General features: G+C 46.8%; 18 protein-coding genes. 4 read left to right on the top strand and 14 right to left on the bottom strand.

Annotation, left to right across the window (positions count from 1 at the left end; all coding sequences use genetic code 11):
- Positions 1 to 80: 80 nt before the first annotated feature.
- Positions 81 to 1268, bottom strand: coding sequence for a glycoside hydrolase family 5 protein (locus tag DSZ37_RS13695; protein WP_242978637.1), 1188 nt, complete (start codon positions 1266 to 1268; stop codon positions 81 to 83).
- Positions 1269 to 1496: 228 nt separating this feature from the next.
- Here DSZ37_RS13695 and DSZ37_RS13690 point away from each other — a divergent pair, with 228 nt between their 5' ends.
- Genes DSZ37_RS13690 through DSZ37_RS13680 form a run of 3 tightly spaced genes read left to right on the top strand, consistent with a single transcriptional unit; the run spans position 1497 to position 4480 of the window.
- A complete protein-coding gene (locus DSZ37_RS13690) occupies positions 1497 to 2588 on the top strand; it encodes an iron-containing alcohol dehydrogenase family protein (RefSeq protein ID WP_109727451.1) in 1092 nt (363 codons plus the stop codon).
- Complete coding sequence (locus DSZ37_RS13685; RefSeq protein ID WP_109727450.1) at positions 2576 to 3673, top strand: metallophosphoesterase; 1098 nt, start codon at positions 2576 to 2578, stop codon at positions 3671 to 3673. Before DSZ37_RS13690 ends, DSZ37_RS13685 begins: the two co-directional genes overlap by 13 nt.
- A 9-nt stretch (positions 3674 to 3682) precedes the next feature.
- Entirely contained in the window at positions 3683 to 4480 is a 798-nt protein-coding gene (locus tag DSZ37_RS13680; RefSeq protein WP_109727449.1) for a TIGR02452 family protein, read from the top strand.
- Positions 4481 to 4527: 47 nt separating this feature from the next.
- On the opposite strand, the gene DSZ37_RS13675 is transcribed toward DSZ37_RS13680, so the two are convergent.
- The 7 genes from DSZ37_RS13675 to DSZ37_RS13645 form a co-directional block, all read right to left on the bottom strand.
- Positions 4528 to 5274, bottom strand: a complete 747-nt coding sequence (locus tag DSZ37_RS13675; RefSeq protein ID WP_109727448.1) for an exodeoxyribonuclease III — start codon at positions 5272 to 5274, stop codon at positions 4528 to 4530.
- A gap of 193 nt (positions 5275 to 5467) precedes the next feature.
- Positions 5468 to 7354: a hypothetical protein gene (locus tag DSZ37_RS13670; protein ID WP_109727447.1), complete on the bottom strand. Its 1887-nt coding sequence runs from the start codon at positions 7352 to 7354 to the stop codon at positions 5468 to 5470.
- Positions 7344 to 7838, bottom strand: coding sequence for an RNA polymerase sigma factor (locus tag DSZ37_RS13665; RefSeq protein WP_109727446.1), 495 nt, complete (start codon positions 7836 to 7838; stop codon positions 7344 to 7346). Before DSZ37_RS13665 ends, DSZ37_RS13670 begins: the two co-directional genes overlap by 11 nt.
- A 120-nt stretch (positions 7839 to 7958) precedes the next feature.
- Positions 7959 to 8291: a thioredoxin gene (gene trxA, locus DSZ37_RS13660; RefSeq protein WP_028521520.1), complete on the bottom strand. Its 333-nt coding sequence runs from the start codon at positions 8289 to 8291 to the stop codon at positions 7959 to 7961.
- Between the two features lie 24 nt (positions 8292 to 8315).
- The gene (locus DSZ37_RS13655; RefSeq protein WP_109727445.1) at positions 8316 to 8762 is read right to left on the bottom strand and encodes a GNAT family N-acetyltransferase; all 447 of its coding nucleotides are present in this window, start codon (positions 8760 to 8762) and stop codon (positions 8316 to 8318) included.
- A 64-nt stretch (positions 8763 to 8826) separates the two neighbouring features.
- On the bottom strand, positions 8827 to 9030 hold the full coding sequence (locus DSZ37_RS13650) for a ferredoxin-thioredoxin reductase catalytic domain-containing protein (RefSeq protein WP_028521522.1): 204 nt from the start codon (positions 9028 to 9030) through the stop codon (positions 8827 to 8829).
- Between the two features lie 21 nt (positions 9031 to 9051).
- The gene (locus DSZ37_RS13645; RefSeq protein WP_109727444.1) at positions 9052 to 10209 is read right to left on the bottom strand and encodes an FprA family A-type flavoprotein; all 1158 of its coding nucleotides are present in this window, start codon (positions 10207 to 10209) and stop codon (positions 9052 to 9054) included.
- Between the two features lie 716 nt (positions 10210 to 10925).
- On the opposite strand from DSZ37_RS13645, the gene DSZ37_RS13640 reads away from it, so the two are divergent.
- Entirely contained in the window at positions 10926 to 11033 is a 108-nt protein-coding gene (locus DSZ37_RS13640; protein WP_109727443.1) for a DUF3789 domain-containing protein, read from the top strand.
- Positions 11034 to 11085: 52 nt separating this feature from the next.
- On the opposite strand, the gene serS is transcribed toward DSZ37_RS13640, so the two are convergent.
- From serS to mnmG, 6 genes are all read right to left on the bottom strand, one after another.
- Positions 11086 to 12378, bottom strand: coding sequence for a serine--tRNA ligase (serS, locus tag DSZ37_RS13635; protein WP_109727442.1), 1293 nt, complete (start codon positions 12376 to 12378; stop codon positions 11086 to 11088).
- 11 nt (positions 12379 to 12389) lie between these two features.
- The gene (locus DSZ37_RS13630; RefSeq protein WP_109727441.1) at positions 12390 to 13244 is read right to left on the bottom strand and encodes a ParB/RepB/Spo0J family partition protein; all 855 of its coding nucleotides are present in this window, start codon (positions 13242 to 13244) and stop codon (positions 12390 to 12392) included.
- 16 nt (positions 13245 to 13260) lie between these two features.
- Positions 13261 to 14088 (bottom strand): ParA family protein, encoded by an 828-nt coding sequence (locus tag DSZ37_RS13625; protein ID WP_109727440.1) that lies wholly within the window; start codon positions 14086 to 14088, stop codon positions 13261 to 13263.
- Between the two features lie 154 nt (positions 14089 to 14242).
- Positions 14243 to 15064 carry a ParB/RepB/Spo0J family partition protein gene (locus DSZ37_RS13620; protein WP_109727439.1) on the bottom strand — a complete coding sequence of 274 codons (822 nt, stop codon included), beginning with the start codon at positions 15062 to 15064 and terminating at the stop codon, positions 14243 to 14245.
- A 112-nt stretch (positions 15065 to 15176) separates the two neighbouring features.
- Positions 15177 to 15881, bottom strand: a complete 705-nt coding sequence (gene rsmG / locus DSZ37_RS13615) for a 16S rRNA (guanine(527)-N(7))-methyltransferase RsmG (RefSeq protein WP_242978636.1) — start codon at positions 15879 to 15881, stop codon at positions 15177 to 15179.
- Complete coding sequence (mnmG, locus tag DSZ37_RS13610; RefSeq protein ID WP_181380324.1) at positions 15871 to 17760, bottom strand: tRNA uridine-5-carboxymethylaminomethyl(34) synthesis enzyme MnmG; 1890 nt, start codon at positions 17758 to 17760, stop codon at positions 15871 to 15873. The genes rsmG and mnmG overlap by 11 nt, the downstream gene beginning before the upstream one ends.

Here is a 17760-nt window from a genome sequence, read left to right as displayed (position 1 = left end):
CCTACAATACAAATTTCGTGGGACGTCGAGGACGCCGTCCCCTACATTTCCAATTTTTCGCGTATGCGCAAAATTCTGATTTATATGCACTTTCTTTCGTCAGGGCGTCTGCCTGACATGGGGTCCTTATTCCTGACGCCGTTGATTATGGCTTCTATTATCTCGGGCTGTGTAGCCTTTACCGCCCGACGGTCAAACAGTGCCAGTCCGAATTTGCCGTTGAATCCGTTGTCCCAGTACACGGGAACTATACCGTTCAGTGCGGCTGTACCTGCCACAAATCCATCATAATAGGCGCGGTTCTCAGTTATCCTGTCAGGGATATGGGGTGCGCACACCGCCCGGTCGATACAGCCGAACTCCCCTATAACTACGGGTATACCCTTGTCGATGTAGTCCTTTTTAAGCTTGGCGAACTGTGCCCTGATATGCTCCTCGTCGCCCCAGTCAGCCATATATCTTCTGTCGGCAAGCTCCAGCTCGATTATCTCCTGTCCCTTTTCACCCCAGAGGAAGATGGTCTTTTCCTCCTCGCCGCAGTAGTCCCACGGGTCATAGCAGTGAACGGAGAGTATAAGCCTTCCCTCGCCGCAGGTGCAGAGCTTATCCTCAGGGAATCGGAAGCCGTATCCGTCACAGGTATAGTTTATATCCGTATTCCAGCCCGCAGCCATGAGCCAGCGGTGAGTATTATTGCCACCCGTGCTCCTGACAGTGTCGATGAAAATGCGGTTATAGTCGTTGATATTCTCGTAATACTCCGCAACGGGAGTATGATATATGCCGTCAAAGACCTCGTTCATGCTCTCGAAGATGAGGTGCTCGTCGTAGTCCGCAAACCGCAGAGCTATCTGCCGCCACACAGCGGCGTATTTTTCCTTTATATAGGTCTGGTCGCTGCCGTCACAGAGAAGCCATCCCCCCTTGATGGTATGGTAGCCGTCGCCATGGATATTGATAATGACGAAAAGCTCCCTGTTATAGCAGTAATCCACTACCTCGGCTATCCTGTCAAGCCATTCCTGTTCTATTTTATAACCGCAGCTGTCGTCGATCTTGCTGAGAAAGGAAACGGGTATCCTGATAGTACCGAAGCCTGCATCAGCAACAGCGTCCACCATTGCCTGAGAAGCCCTCGGATTGCCCCATACAGTCTCGTCTGGAGTTCCTCCCCTGTTCGCCTCAAGAGTGTTTCCGTAGTTCCACCCTGCCCCCATCTTATCAGCGATCTCGTCAGCAGCTACCCTGAAATCATTGTCATTCTTCATAAGACCGGTTTCCCCCTTGCTGCCTTTGAAAGTTACCCATATTATAACACAGGGAACTGCCCATTTCAACCGAATAAAGGGCATTGAAGATTATATGCAACAAAGAAGCGTTTTTTTTACCCATGTATTGACCGAGGGGGGAAATTATGCTAATATTAAAATGTGGGGAGCAATATTGACTGCTTTCCTGCACGGATATGTTTTTATTTTTCATGTCAGGGTGATACTATGAATTATTATATGCCTGTAAAGGTTTTTTCGGAAAATAACTGCGTGCCGGTACACAGCGCCGACCTTGCCGCTCTCGGAAGCTGCGCTCTCATCGTAACGGGCAGGAGCTCGTCAAAGAAAAACGGCTCTCTCGACGACGTAAAGGCTGCTCTTGAGGCTGAGGGCATCGGATATACGGTCTTTGACGAGGTGGAGGAAAACCCCTCGGTAGAGACCATAATGAAAGCCCGTGATATCGGCATTTCATGCGATGCGGACTTCGTTGTGGGAGTGGGCGGCGGCTCACCCCTTGACGCTGCCAAAGCCATCGCTGTCATGATAAAGAATGCCGACTCGACGTGGGAGCTGCTTTTTGACAGCAGCGCTTCCCCCGAAAATATACCCATTGCTGCCGTTCCCACCACCTGCGGAACAGGCTCTGAGGTAACGGGGATATCGGTCATCACACGCCACGACCTCCGCACAAAGATGTCAATGGCGCACAAGGTATTCCCCGATATCGCTCTGTGCGACGGCAAATACCTCCTTGGCGCTCCCATGAGGGTCATCGCAAATACTGCCGTTGACGCTCTCGGTCACATGATAGAGAGCTATATAAACTCCGCCGCCACACCATTCAGCCGTATGTTCGTTGATACAGGACTGAAGCTGTGGAGCAGCTGCCGCGGATACCTCAGCGGAGAGGAAAAGCTCACGGAAAAGGCTGCTGCCGACCTGCTTTGCGCCTCTACATTCGGCGGAATGGCTATCGCTCACACAGGTACATCGGTGCCGCACGGTCTCAGCTACACGCTGACCTACGAGGGCGGTATCCCTCACGGCGCTGCTGTGGGACTTTTCCAGAGCGGCTATCTGCGGCTTGCCGATGTCGCAGACCGCAGCCATATACTCTCCCTTGCCGGCTTTGAAAGTACGGAAAGTCTTGCTCGGTTTATCGCGAAAATAAGCCCTGTGCAGGCTGACAGGGAGCTTCTTGAAAAAGCTGCGGAAAATCTTCTCCGCAACACCAAAAAGCTGGCAAGCTGCCCCTATAAGGCTGACAGAGAGGCTCTTTACGATATAATAGGAGGAGTTATATGTTCTGGCTGATACTCTTTGTACTTCTGCTGATAATGGCTGTGGGCGGAACTGTTTACCTGTTCACACGCTTCCACAGGTTCAGCTTCATGGAAAAATTCGGAGAGAAGCACAAGCTCCTCTCATGGCTCGCCTGCCTGATACCACTCGGCGGACTTGCCTGCTTCGGATTCATCAACTTCTACACGGTCATAGTTGTGGTGCTCCATCTGATAATATTCTGGCTCATTGCCGATATCATAGCCGCCATAGTCAGAAAGGCTGCCAAAAAGCAGCGCCGCCGCAATATCGAGGGAGCTGCCGCCATTCTCTTTACGGCGGTATACCTTGCTATCGGCTGGCACAACGCCCACGACGTAAGGCGTACAGCCTATGAGCTCCACACGGACAAACCTCTTGCAGGCGGAAGTCTCCGCATTGCCGCTATCGCCGACCCTCACCTCGGTATCACTCTCAATGGTGATGACTTTGCAAGGGAAATGGAGCGCATACAGGCTGAAAAGCCCGATATGCTGGTAATCGCAGGAGACTATGTTGACGACGACTCATGCAGGGAGGACATGATCCGCTCCTGCGAGGCTCTCGGAAAACTGGATACAAAATACGGTGTCTACTTTATCTTCGGCAACCACGACAAGGGCTTTTTTGAAGGCTACCGCGACTTCACTGCCGATGACCTCCGCGAGGAGCTGAAAAAGAACAACGTCACTATCCTTGAGGATGAGTCCGTGGAAATAGCCGAGGGGCTCACCCTCATAGGCCGTCAGGACAAGAGCAACGAAGCCCGTGCTGAGATGTCCGCCCTTGCTAAGGATATGGACGCACAGAACTTCAACTTTATCCTCGACCACCAGCCTAACGACTACGCAAATGAGGCGGAGTCGGGCGCAGACTTGGTATTCTCGGGACATACCCACGGCGGACATATCTGGCCTGCGGGACAGATAGGACTGCTCATCGGCGCCAACGACAGAGTCTACGGCACGGAAAAGCGCGGCAATACCGAATTTATCGTAACATCGGGTATTTCGGGCTGGGCTATTCCCTTTAAGACAGGCACATTCTCGGAATATGTCATCATCGACGTAAAGAACTGAGGTGTTTTTATGAACAACATCGCCATTGCCAATGAGACCATAAAAATAACCGCTGACGGCTTCTATGAGCTGGACGGCAAAAAAATAGAGCTGCCCTGCGAGGACACCTCTGCCGTTGAGGTATGGTCTCCCGAAAAGGGCGCTGCTCTTGTGGAGTCCTTGGTGATACCCGAGGGCGATATGTGCACCATCACCGTCACTAAGGAGGACTCCTTCACTGCTGCAAGCCGCTTTGAAAACGCCTTTGTCATGAACTTTGCCAATGCCCACAAGGCAGGCGGCGGCTTCCGTATGGGAGCCAATACACAGGAGGAGGCACTGTGCAGGTGCAGCACCCTTTATGCCTCCATAACTTCCGAAGCTGCGGGAGAGATGTACCGCTATAACAACACTCACCTCAGCTCCACTGAGTCGGACTATATGCTGTATTCGCCAAATGTATGCGTTTTCCGAAACTGTGGATGCGAGCTGCTGGAGAAGCCTTTCATGGCGTCCGTAATAACCGTGCCAGCTCCTAACAGGCGCGGAGCTGCTGTCTTTGCTTCAAACAAGAAAATTGCCGAGGCAATGACAAAACGCATACGGATAATGCTGGCAATTGCCGCAAAACACGGTCACAGGAACATTGTTCTCGGTGCGTGGGGCTGCGGAGCCTTCGGCAACTCCTCCGAAGATGTGGCAGGCTATTTCAGAAAGGTCCTCATTGATGAGAAGTACGGACAATTCTTTGATAACGTCTGCTTCGCCATCTATTCATCGGGAAATGACAAGAAATACAATATTTTCTCGGAAGCATTCAGCCGATAAAAAAGCAAAGCCATAGAGAAGCTCCTGCCTCTTTATGGCTTTTTCGTTTATTCTATGGTAAGCATTATGGGACAGTGGTCGCTGCCCATTATATCCGTGAGTATCTCGGAATCCTTTACGCGCTCCATAAATCTGTCCGACACCACAAAATAGTCTATACGCCAGCCTGCGTTCTTCTCACGGGCTTTGAAGCGGTATGACCACCATGAATATGTAACGGTATCGGGATAGAGCTTACGGAAGCTGTCCGTAAAACCTGCATTTAAAAGCTCCGTGAACTTGCCGCGCTCCTCGTCGGAGAAGCCTGCGTTTCCGCGGTTGGTCTTGGGATTTTTCAGGTCTATCTCGTTATGTGCAACGTTGAGGTCGCCGCAGTACACCACAGGCTTTTTCTTGTCAAGCTCCGACAGATAGCCTCTCATAGCGTCCTCGAACTCCATGCGGTAGTCTATGCGCTTGAGACCGTCCTGTGCATTAGGCACATAGCAGCACACGAAGTAAAAGTCCTCGTACTCGCAGGTGATGACCCTGCCCTCGTCAAGGTGCTCGCCGTTTATGCCGTAGGTCACGGAGATCGGCTCTATCTTGCTGAAAACAGCCGTTCCCGAGTAGCCCTTCTTTACAGCGCTGTGAAAATATATGTGATAGCCCTCGGGCTTGAAGTCCGCCTGATCGGGCTGCATTTTTGTTTCCTGTAAGCAGAATATATCAGCGTCCGCAGCCTTGAAAAAGTCCTCAAAGCCCTTTTGCAGACAAGCACGAAAGCCGTTTACGTTCCATGATATGAGCTTCATAGTTATACCTCCGAAAAAATTTCTCCGCAGCCATACCGACTGCGGAGACTTTCATATATTATAACATATAAGTACGAAAATATCAAGATACGCGGAGAAAAACTGCTGTTTTATGATACTTCGCCGCGAAACAGCCTGCGGGGGCTCCCCGCTTATAACATATAAGTACGAAAATAGCAAGATGCGCGTGCCGTTATTCTGCAAACATATCCAGAATATCCTGATATACCTTGCCGTCATCAGCAAAACTGTGCATTGTAAGTTTATATTTGCCGTTGTCGTTTTCAGTCCATGTAAATGCACCTGAATCGTATATCACTAATTTATAAGCATATTTTTCATTTGCTCCGACGTAAGAATATTTCTTATCTGCTTCACCGATCTTTCTGAAAAATACAGTTATTATCTTATCACTCGGAACGAACTCGCCCGGTCCTATTTCTGACGACATATCATAATTATCAAGATATTCAAACAATCTATCCTTATCAATATCTTTCTTTTTGATGTCATCGCTGAGGTCAACAGTATAGCTCTCTTTATCAGCTATAAGCTTGCTGTATATTGAAGTTTCTTCGCTGTTCTCTGTGAAATGAGAGTCAAGTATCTCCCTGAAAGTCTCAATATCACTGTCATTTTTCAGCTTATATGCAAAATAGTGTGTACCGCCGCTCTGAGAATAGATATATCCGTTTCTGCCGATAATAGCGCCTGCAATATAGAAGTCCTTATAGATATTCTCATCGCTGACATCACAGGTCACCCACTCAAGGGATGCAAGCTCATCTTTCAGTCCATCAAAGTCGCTGACGGTGACATTGGTGTCCCCTGTGAACTGTCCGCTGTCCTTGCGGAATTTTGCACTTTCACCATTATAATCTTCATTGAATGCGCTGAGTATCTCCGTCTTTGAAGCATCTCTGCCCATCTTGTTCAAACGCTCAACAATATCATCTTCTGCATAAAGGGAAAGTATATCAATGAACGCGGGGGTTTCAAAGCGATAATATGCAGCTCTTTCCTTTCCGCCTATGTTCGATGTGAGGATAAAGCAGCTGTTATCATAAAGCTTGAATTTATAATTATAGGTCGGATTTGCCCCTGTGTAGGAATAGTTCGTTTTTTCCTTTTCTTCATCATAAAATTCTATGGTAAGACTGCATCCGCCCGGCTGATATTCGCCCGGCATAAGCTCCTTGAATCTGTCTTCATCGTTTTCTGTATATTCGTCAAGATATCTGAAGAAACTGCTCGTATCCAGCTCCAGCGATTGAAAGATCAGGGTATTATTCTCATCTTCGGCTGTAAGATATGCGCTGTACATATCTCTTGATCCCATAAGATCATCAATGAGAGAGTTATTTTCTGTTTTCGTTAAAACGTAGGTAATAGCTCCCGATAACTGTATAGACAAAAAGTAATTATATGCATCTTCTCCGTTTTCAAAGCGGTGATAGCTCACTCGCTCACTGTCCTCTGTTTTTTCATTCCATTTATAGCAGCCGTTATCGTATATCTCAAACCTGAAATCGTATGACTCCGGATCTTCATCCGACAGTAAAAAGCTGTTCTGTCCATCGTCAACGGCCATGGGAGTAAAATAAAATACCACGCTTTCCTTGCTGTCATTAAATTCGTCTTCGGAGACCTCTGAGCTCTCATTGTTGTCCATATAATCATAAAATTCATCCCCTAAGGACATTGTTACTACTTCTCCGCCATTGACATACAGACTCTTCATAAAGTAGCTGTCCTTGTTCTTTCTGAGTGCAGCATATATTGAGCCGTCGTCAACGAACTTATTTCCGTCCTTGTCGGTAATGACATTGTCGCTGTTTACCTTTGAAAAATGGTAGGCTGTTCCGCCTGCGGCTCCTCCAATTATCACGAACGCCGCAGCTGCTGCCGCTATCCTGCCCCATCTGCGCTTGGGTGTTATGACCTCGACCCTGTCGGAGATGATCTCCTCAAACTCGGGTTCCACGGAAGGCTCGGCGCTCAGCTTTTCCTGCATACGACTGCGGAAATCATCGCTGCAGCGTATCTTTTTCAGCAGGTCATCGTATTCGTTAGGTCTCATAGATATAGCCCTCCTTTTCCAGTTCTGTTTTCAGCTTTTTCCTGCCGCGCTGCAGCAGTGAGCTGACGGTGTTTTCGCTCTTTCCCAGTATCGAGGCTATCTCTCTGATGTTGTACTCCTCATAGTAATAGAGGAATATCACAGATGAATACCTCTCGGGGAGCTTTGCTATCCTTTCTCTTATCTCGTTGTCTCTCGGAGTAAACTCACAGCTCAGCGTATTTGCCAGAGCCTCGTCAAGAGGAGTGTCCCGTCTCATACGGGCACTTTTTCTCAGGTTCCTGCAGCGGTTTATGGCTGTACGCAGCAGCCATGCTTTCATATGTTCGTCAGACTCAAAATCCTGTGGCTTTGCATGGAGTGTCAGAAAGACCTCCTGTGTTATGTCCTCTGCCTCGGGATAACTGCCCGTCATGGCAAAGGCTGCACGCAGGATCGTATCGCCGAATTTATTGAATGCATACAGCGCTGAATTATCATTCATGGTATTCCTCCTTTCCGTCAGAAGCGTCGCTTCACTAATATATACAATGCTGAGGAGCATTTCCGTGCAAAGTCTGAAAAAAATTTAAGGGCTCACCGATCTCTCGGTGAGCCCTCAGGCTTACTTCACGTCGGGATAAACTCCGAGCATATCGTAAATGTCCTCCTTGGGACGAAGTCCCACAGCCTGCTTTACGATAGCGCCGTCCTTGACAACTACCAGAAGGGGGATGCTTTCAACTCTGAAAGCTGCTGCGAGCTCGGGCTGCTCGTCAACATTTACCTTGCCGACCTTTATCCTGCCGTCAAGCTCGTCGGCTATCTCCTCAACTATGGGTGAGAGCATCATGCAGGGACCGCACCATGTTGCCCAGAAGTCGAGAAGAATGGGCATACCCTTATAGTTGCGCACTTCCTCGTCGAAGTTTTCCTTTGTGATGATTATTTCATTCATAATAGACCTCCTTCTGATCTGTTATCAAATTTCCTTTGCATACAGGCGGTCGGTATCGCCGCCGTAGTTCACTATATCACGGATATAGGTGTATCCGTATTTCTCATAAAGTCCCGTATACTCCGTGGGTATATAGGTCTTTGTGAAGCCCAGCTCCTTTGCGAAAGCATTGGCTGAGTTTATAAGCTCGCCGCTTATGCGGCGTCCCCTTGAGCTCTCCGTTACGAAGATGCAGGAGATCCACGGAAATATTTCCGGAAGCGGATAGTAGTCCGTCTTCATGATTGAAGCCATTCCAACTATCTCGCCGTTCTCAACTGCGGCAAACATACACTCCCAGTCGGTGAACTCCCACTTCCTGAGCATTTCCGCGATATGCTCCTTGACCTCATACCATGAGCAATTCTCAACGAAGCTCATGAGCTGCTGTGCCATAGGTGAGTCCTTTACGACTCTGCTTACGGTCACCATGAGAAATGCTGAGCTGCCAGCTGAACTTCCTCTTCCACTGTTTTGCCATCCATTATATTTCTCCTTAATCCTCCAGAGATTTATAATAGAGCATACAGTGGCAGAAGCCCTCAAATGTGGGGTCTGCTATCTGGTCGCGGAACTCCTTGCACATACACTTGTTCTCGGGAGTCTTTGCCAGACGGCAGGGGCAATAGCCGTCCTTCATTTTCAGACCTTCCTTTATTCTTGCCACTACTTCTTTGTCGGGATTGAGTGTAACTTTCACGCTTAGTCCCTCCTTGTATTTTTATTTCATGAGCTCCTCTGCGAGAGCGTCTATCTGCTCAATGTTTGCAGCCTTAAAAGCAGACTTGATAGATACTGTTGTGTCTGTCCATGTGATGTTCTTGGACTTCTCGAACATTCCCTTTACTACCTTTGCAGCCATGGGAGCCCAGCTTCCGTTCTCGATGATACCGATAGTCTTGTTCTGGTAGTTTCTCTCGGTGAGGTCGAGAATGAAGTGCTTCATGAAGGGGAAGATGTCTGCGTTGTAGGTAGTTGTTGCGATGACCAGCTTGCCGTAGCGGAATGCGTCCTCAACTGACTCAGCCATGTCCTCTCTTGCAAGGTCTGCGATAGCTACCTTGGGGCAGCCCTTGGCTTCCAGCTTATCCTTGAGAAGCTCTGCTGCTTTCTTGGTGTTGCCGTATACGGAAGTGTAAGCAATGAACACGCCCTCGGACTCAACTCCGTAGCCTGACCATGTGTTGTAAAGTCCCAGATAGTAGTCAAGGTTCTCCTTGAGAATGGGGCCGTGGAGAGCGCATATCATCTTTATGTCGAGAGCAGCTGCCTTTTTGAGAACAGCCTGTACCTGCATACCGTACTTGCCAACGATGCCGAAATAGTAACGGCGAGCCTCGCAAGCCCAGTCCTCCTCAACGTCAAGAGCGCCGAACTTACCGAAGGCGTCTGCGGAGAAGAGCACCTTGTCTGTGCTGTCGTATGAGAACATTACCTCGGGCCAGTGTACCATGGGAGCGAAAACAAATGTGAGCTCATGCTTTCCGAGGCTGAGCTTGTCCCCCTCCTTGACCTCCAGCTTGTTTGCGATGTTCATATCCTCGAAGAAGTTGTCTATCATTGTGAATGTCTTGGCGTTGCCCACAACGACAGTCTCGGGATACTTGTCAAGGAAGTTCTTCAGGTTAGCGGAGTGGTCGGGCTCCATGTGGTGAACGATGATGTAATCGGGCTTGCGGTCACCGAGCACCTCAGATATATTGCCGAGCCACTGGTCTGTGAAGTTTCCGTCAACTGTATCGCAGACTGCTATCTTCTCATCAAGAATTATATATGAATTATAAGCCATGCCGTTGGGCACGTCATACTGTCCCTCAAAGAGGTCGAGCTCGTGGTCATTGACTCCGATGTAGTAAATGTCGTTGGTTATGTTATTCATTGGAAATTACCTCTTTTCTTTCAAGTAGGTGCAGATTTTTCCTGCACGCTGTAAAAATATTATAACATAAATACATTATAATGAAAAGTGGCATTTGCAACAAATTTAAAGTTTTTTCTTGTACCTGCCGTACTTCTCTGCGGCATCATATTTTGTTAAGATATGATATTTTAGTCTACGGCTCCGCAAAACAGCTCTCACGGAAAATAGCCTTATTCTCAGGCAGGGGAGTACCTCTCTCGGGCATTCTGCGGTAGGGGAGGGGCTTGTTTTCCACTGCCTTTGTATAATATTACTATTGCCACTTTTCAGAAAAATATGCAGACTCTCTCCCCTCTCCTTCTGTTAAATGACATGGATGCTAACATAAATCATAATTTAGCAAAGCTAAATTATGATTTGAGCCCTTAGCCCTTAGCCGTTAGCTAATGTAGGGGACGCCGCCCTCGGCGTCCCGTTGGGCGTGTAATAAATTTCGCGGGACGCCGAGGGCGGCGTCCCCTACAAATATAAATTCCGATTTATTATATTAAAAATATAGAACGACAACAGCGCTTTTGATTATTGTGATAAAAAAAGCGCATACTATAAATGTGCGCGGAAAATTTTTTGAAAAAAAGGAGTAATTCATGCTTGGTTTTGTTTTAGGTAGTATGTTTGGTGGGCGGAGTGCCTCCGCTGCCAGCGTGCGCTACCGAGAGTAAAGGAGTAAATTCATGTTTGGTTTCGTTTTAGGCAGTATGTGCGGCGGGGTGGTAGGCGTTGTTACTATGTGTCTCTGCACTGCTGCAAAGTGGGGAGACCAGCACATCGACCGCCAGTAACTCCCCTGCCCCACAAAAAAAGCGGTACAGAAAACTGTACCGCTCATTATTATCACTTCTTCTCGGGAACCTTGATGAGGTCCTTTCTCATGTATGGCTGGAGTGCCTTGGGGATACGGATAGAGCCGTCCTCGTTGAGGTTGTTCTCAACAAATGCGATGAGCATTCTCGGAGGAGCAACAACTGTATTGTTAAGAGTATGAGGGAAGTACTTATTTCCGTCCTCGGTCTTGACTCTGATACCAAGGCGTCTTGCCTGTGCATCGCCGAGGTTTGAACAGCTTCCTACCTCGAAGTACTTCTTCTGACGGGGCGACCATGCCTCTACGTCGATGGACTTCACCTTCAGGTCTGCAAGGTCTCCCGAGCAGCACTCAAGTGTGCGGACGGGAATGTCCAGTGTGCGGAAGAACTCAACTGTATAGCTGTAAAGCTTGTGGAACCAGTCCATAGACTCCTCGGGCTTACATACAACGACCATTTCCTGCTTCTCAAACTGATGTATACGGTAAACGCCGCGCTCCTCGATACCCTTTGAGCCTACCTCCTTACGGAAGCAGGGAGAGTAGCTTGTGAGAGTCTGAGGAAGATCAGTCTCGGGAAGGATAGTGTCGATGAACTTACCGATCATTGAGTGCTCGGAGGTACCGATGAGGTAAAGGTCCTCGCCCTCGATCTTGTACATCATGTTAGCCATATCGTCGAAGCTCATAACGCCTGTAACGACTGCACTTCTTATCATAAAGGGCGGAATGTAATATGTAAAGCCCTTGTCTATCATGAAGTCTCTTGCGTAAGAGAGGATACAGCTCTGGAGCTGTGCGATGTCTCCCTTGAGGTAATAGAAACCGTTTCCGCTGGTGCTTCTTGCGCTGTCTATATCGATACCGTTGACCTTTTCCATAATGTCAACGTGATAAGGAACCTCAAAATCAGGTACAGCAGGCTCACCGAACCTCTCCACCTCAACGTTCTCGGAGTCGTCCTTACCTATCGGAACACTGTCATCAATGATGTTAGGAATGACCATCATGATCTCCTTGATCTCGCCCTCAAGCTTTGTCTCAAGAGCTTCCATCTCGGTAAGCTTGTCGCCAAGCTGAGTTACCTCAGCCTTTGCCTTCTCAGCTTCGTCCTTCATGCCCTTAGCCATGTATCCGCCGATCTCCTTGCTTCTTACCTTGCGGACGTTACGAAGGCTGTCGCACTCTGTCTTGGTCTTTCTGTACTCCTCATCGAGAGCAACTACCTTATCAACGAGCTCCAGCTTTTCGTCCTGAAACTTCTTCCTGATGTTTTCCTTTACCAGCTCGGGGTTGGTTCTAATAAGCTTGATATCTATCATATTTATTCTCCTTAGTCCTCCTTGGCAAGCTTTTCAGCCAGTGCCGCGAGGTCATTTTTGTCATAAAATTCAAGTATGAGAGCGCCCTTGTTCTTACCGTAGTCGACCTTGACCTTTCTGCCGAGACGCTCATTGAGTGACAGCTCCATCTCTTTGAAGTAGTTGTCGATTTTCTTGTTTGATTTTTCCTCAGCAGGAGCTTCGTTATGCTCCGCAGACTTCTGCGCTGCCTTCTCCACCTGACGCACGGTCAGACCGCCGTCAGCAGCTCTGAGAGCTGTTGCAATAAGCATTTCCTCGTCCTCAAAGCCGAGGAGCGCTCTTGCGTGACCTGCTGATATATCGCCGTTTTCAAGCATTTTCAGCACTCTGTCGGGAAGGGAAAGAAGTCTTACGGCATTTGCTATCGCTGAACGCGATCTTCCCACCATTTTTGCGACCTTTTCCTGTGTCATGCCGAACTTCTCGATAAGCTCGTTATATCCGGCTGCTTCTTCAACGGGATTAAGGTTCTCACGCTGAAGATTTTCGATAATGGCTATCTGCATAGTCTCAAGGTCGGAAAGCTCGCGGATATTAACGGGAACCTCGTCCAGTCCCAGCATTCTTGCTGCACGCCATCTTCTCTCGCCTGCAACGATCTGATAGCCGCCTGTGTCAATTGGTCTGACAACAATGGGCTGAAGCATACCGTGCTCGCGGATAGAATCTGCAAGAGCAGTTATCGCCTCATCGCTGAACGCCTTTCGGGGCTGATAGCGATTGGGCTCTATTTCTGAAGTGCGGAGAGTCTTTTTTACCTGCACATCGAAGTTGTTATCGCTGAGCAAGGTATCAAGTCCTGCACCTAAGCCACCTTTTGCCATACTTTGTCCTCATTCGTCAAGACGAACGTTTTCCTTTCTTATGTTTTTTGAAAGAGAAGATCTTTTTCTTCTGCGGAAGCTCCAGAGGTTCACCCAGCAGTTCGTGGCATACCAGCTCATAGGCTTCCGATCCCTTTGACGCTTTATCATAGTACATCACAGGCTTTCCGTGACTGGGAGCTTCTGAGATACGGACATTTCTCGGAACCTTTGTTTTAAAGACCTTATCGGGGAAATACTTCTCCACCTCAGCCACAACATCATTTGCGACATTAAGGCGTCCATCAAACATGGTAAAGAGTATGCCTTCTATCTGAAGCGCGGGATTATAATTATTTTTAACTATTTTAATAGTATTCACAAGCTGTGAAAGTCCCTCAAGTGCATAGAACTCAGCCAGCATCGGAACGATAACACTGTCACAGGCAACTATACCATTTATAGTAATGGTGCCAAGTGCAGGAGGACAATCGATAAAAATATAATCAAAATCCTCTTTGCAGGTGAGCAGCTGCATTTTCAGCCTGTTCACTCTGTTCTCGTTCTGTGCAAGCTCAAGCTCACAGCCTGCAAGATCTTCTGTTGCAGGAACTATGGATACATTCTTGAACTCAGTAGGTATGATTGCGTCCTGAATACGGGTCTTCCCTGTTATCACATCGTATGTCGATGCAGGAACAGATTTTTTCTTTATACCGAAGCCCGTGGTTGTATTGCCCTGAGGATCGGAGTCTACGCAAAGCACTCTGAAGTCTCTCGAGCCCAGATAAGCCGCTATATTTATAACGGTAGTTGACTTTCCGACGCCGCCCTTCTGGTTGGCAACAGCGATGATCTTGCCCATATTATCTTCCTTTCAGATTTACTTATACTATTATATCACTTTTTGCAGCTATTGTAAATACGAAAGCAAGATTTTTTCTAAAAATTGTTTCACATGAAACAATTTCAGATAAAAAAACACATGAAACATATAAAATGTTTCATGTGAAACAATTTCAGGGCTGAGTTTTCTTCTGTATTGGAATTCTGACCCTATACTCAATATAATCCTCACTCTGAATTTTTCTGGAGTCAGCGGAAATTCCTGCCGCCTGCATGGTCTCAACTGCTTTATTGATAGTATTAACGAACATCTTCACATTTTGAAAAACCACCGACCTTTTCTTATAACTTACTTTATTGCGTTCACTTCCAATAAATTCGTCGATAAGTCTTTCTGAACGCTCTACATTCAGATTATTCTTGATTATCTTTTCAAGAATAAACAATCTGTCCTGCGGACTGCCAAGTCTGAGAAGTGATCTCGCATGACGTTCTGTAAGTCCATATTGCGTAATAAGCTCCCTCTCCTTTTCGGTAAGTCTCAACAATCTAAGCTTATTCGCAATGGTGCTCTGAGCGCGTCCAAGCTTTGACGCTGCGTCTTCCTGAGTCATTCCATAATGAGTGATGAGCTTTTCAATAGCAGCCGCTTCCTCGAAGAATGATAAGTCCTGACGCTGAATATTCTCAACGAGAGCAAGAACTGCCGAATGTCTGTCACTGATATCATAAACAATGCAAGGAACTACAGTAAAACCGCACATTTTCGCGGCTCTGAGGCGCCTTTCACCTGCAATAAGCTCATAAGCATTATCCTTCTTTCGCACGGACAAAGGCTGAAGAATACCATTCTGTGCAATCGACTCAGCAAGCGCGGTTATATCTTCACAGAAATCAGTTCTTGGTTGATAGGGATTGGGAATGATCTGCTCAATACTTATCTCAATCACCTTGTTAACGAGTTTTTCTTTAGTAAAATTCAAAAATCCTGCCATAATGACCTCCAAGTGTTTTTCTTTATTCTAACACTTGCGGGAAATAGTTTCCATACAAAAAAATCGCCATTTTGTTTCAAAATGGCGATCCAACTGACATAAAGAATTATTATTATAGAGTTTTTTTCTTGATCTGACTGCTATTTCTCGGATATTTTGACGGAGTCTGCGATATTTTTCTCACAAGAACTATCTTGCGTTCCTCATCAAAAAGCTTGTATTCGATCTCTTTTTCAATCAATCCGCCAAGGATCTCAACAGCATTAGCACCGAGAGAAATATCCTCATTTGGTCCTTTCATAGCCACAAAACAGCCATTTTGCTTTACAAAAGGAATACACAGCTCACTCAAAAGTGCCATATTAGCAACTGCACGAGCACAAGAAAAATCAAACTTTTCTCTGTATTCTTCCTTTTTTGAGAAGTCCTCAGCACGTCCGTGAATAAATTCAGCATCTATTTCAAGTTTTTCACAGAGTTGTTTAAGATAATCAATGCGCTTGTTAAGGCTGTCAAGAAGTGTGATTTTAATGTCGGGACGATATATTTTTATAGGAACTGATGGAAAACCGGCACCGGTCCCAACGTCAATCAACGTTGAATTTAGCGGTATATCAACATATTTTGTGAGAAGTATGCTGTCGATGAAGTGCTTACGGAGAATTTCCATGGGCTCGGTTATAGCCGTAAGATTAACCTTTTCATTATATTCCACAAGGAACTCAGCATATATTGAAAGCTTCTCATATTGCTCTCTTGAAAGAGTCAGTCCAACCGACTCAAATTCAGAGCAAGATAGTGCAAAATCAGGTATCATCCGAAGCTCCTTTCTCATGCATCAGCCAGACCGCAAGCATTGAAATATCAGCAGGAGAAACTCCAGAAATACGCGAGGCTTGTCCAAGTGAAAGCGGCTTGATCTTATTAAGCTTTTCAGTTGCCTCAAGTCTGAGACCATATATCTGTGAATAATCAAGATCTGCCGGAAGCTTTTTTGACTCCATTTTACGCATTTGCTCAATTTGAATGAGCTGCTTTTCAATATATCCCTCATACTTTATCTGCAATTCGACCTGCTCGGAGACCTCCCATGGAAGCTCAGGACGTTCAGGATCAAATTGAGCAAGATCGTTATAATTAAGCTGTGGACGTCGTATAAGATCAGACATCTTACAGCCTGTTGTGAGAGGAGAAGTTCCACATGATTCAAGGTAATTATTAAGCTTTTCAGTCGGGGAAACGTTGAGCTTTGAAACTCTTTCTATCTCCTCTTTAGTAAGTCTTTCCTTTTCAAGAAGCTTTTCATACCGCTCATGAGAGATAAGTCCAAGACTATGACCGATCGGAGTTAGACGCTGATCTGCGTTATCCTGCCTTAAAATAAGTCTGTACTCGCTACGTGAAGTCATCATTCTGTAAGGGTCGGAGCACCCCTTGGTCACAAGATCATCAACAAGAGTGCCAATATAAGAGCTTGCTCTGTCAAGGATCATCGGCTCCCGCCCTTTTATCTTGAGTGCAGCATTAATTCCGGCAACGAGCCCCTGTGCACCAGCTTCCTCATAGCCTGAACTGCCGTTAAACTGTCCTGCACCGTATAGTCCGGCAACATTTTTAAACTCCAGAGTAGGAAGTAGCTGGTTAGGGTTACAGCAATCATACTCTATCGCATATGCAGGTCTCATGATCTCTACGTCCTCAAGTCCGTCTATTGTCCTGAGAAATGCCAGCTGTACGTCTTCCGGCAGCGACGATGACATTCCCTGCAAATAGTACTCTTCTGTGGTCATTCCCATGGGCTCAACAAAAAGCTGATGTCTTGGCTTATCCGAAAACCTGACTATTTTGTCCTCAATTGACGGACAGTATCTTGGTCCAACGCCTTCTATTCTGCCCGAGTAAAGAGGTGATCTGTCAAGGTTTGCAAGTATAACTTCATGTGTTTTACTGTTTGTATATGTGACATAACAGCTGACTTTGTTTTCAAGCCCTTCTGTATCTGTTTCAAATGAGAAGGGGACAATTTTGTCGTCGCCCTCTTGTTTTTCCATTATATCAAAATTAATACTTCTTTTGTTAACTCGGCAAGGAGTTCCTGTCTTAAATCTGCGAAGCTCAACACCGTTTTCTGCAAGACTTTTTGACAGCATTTTACTCGGAAGAGCTGCATCGGGACCGCTTTCATATGAAACTTCGCCAATATGGATTTTCCCTTTAAGGTATGTTCCTGTGGCAATTATTACAGCTTTGACCTTATACTCAGCACCGAGACTTGTTCTGACGCCGACGATCTTATTATCATCAGTGATAATCTCGGAAATCTCTGCCTGTTTCACATATAGATTTTTCTGATTTTCGCAGACATTTTTCATGTATTCATGGTATCTGACACGGTCAGCCTGAACTCTTAAACTGTGTACAGCAGGTCCCTTTCCGCGATTGAGCATACGGCTCTGTATGAAACAGCTATCCGCTGCTTTTCCCATTTCTCCGCCTAAAGCGTCAATTTCGCGTACAAGATGCCCTTTAGCAGTTCCGCCAATTGACGGATTGCATGGCATATTTGCGATCTGGTCAAGCGATATAGTAAACATCACAGTCTTGCATCCAAGTCGGGCAGAGGCGAGAGCTGCCTCAACGCCTGCATGACCTGCACCGACAACTGCAACGTCAAATTCTCCCATCGTATATGTCAA

Origin of the sequence: Ruminococcus flavefaciens (genome assembly GCF_900116855.1) — a bacterium.
GTDB classification, from domain to species: domain Bacteria; phylum Bacillota; class Clostridia; order Oscillospirales; family Ruminococcaceae; genus Ruminococcus; species Ruminococcus flavefaciens_R.
The sequence above is the reverse complement of the archived record's forward strand: the minus strand, read 5'-3'. Positions and strand labels throughout refer to the sequence as shown.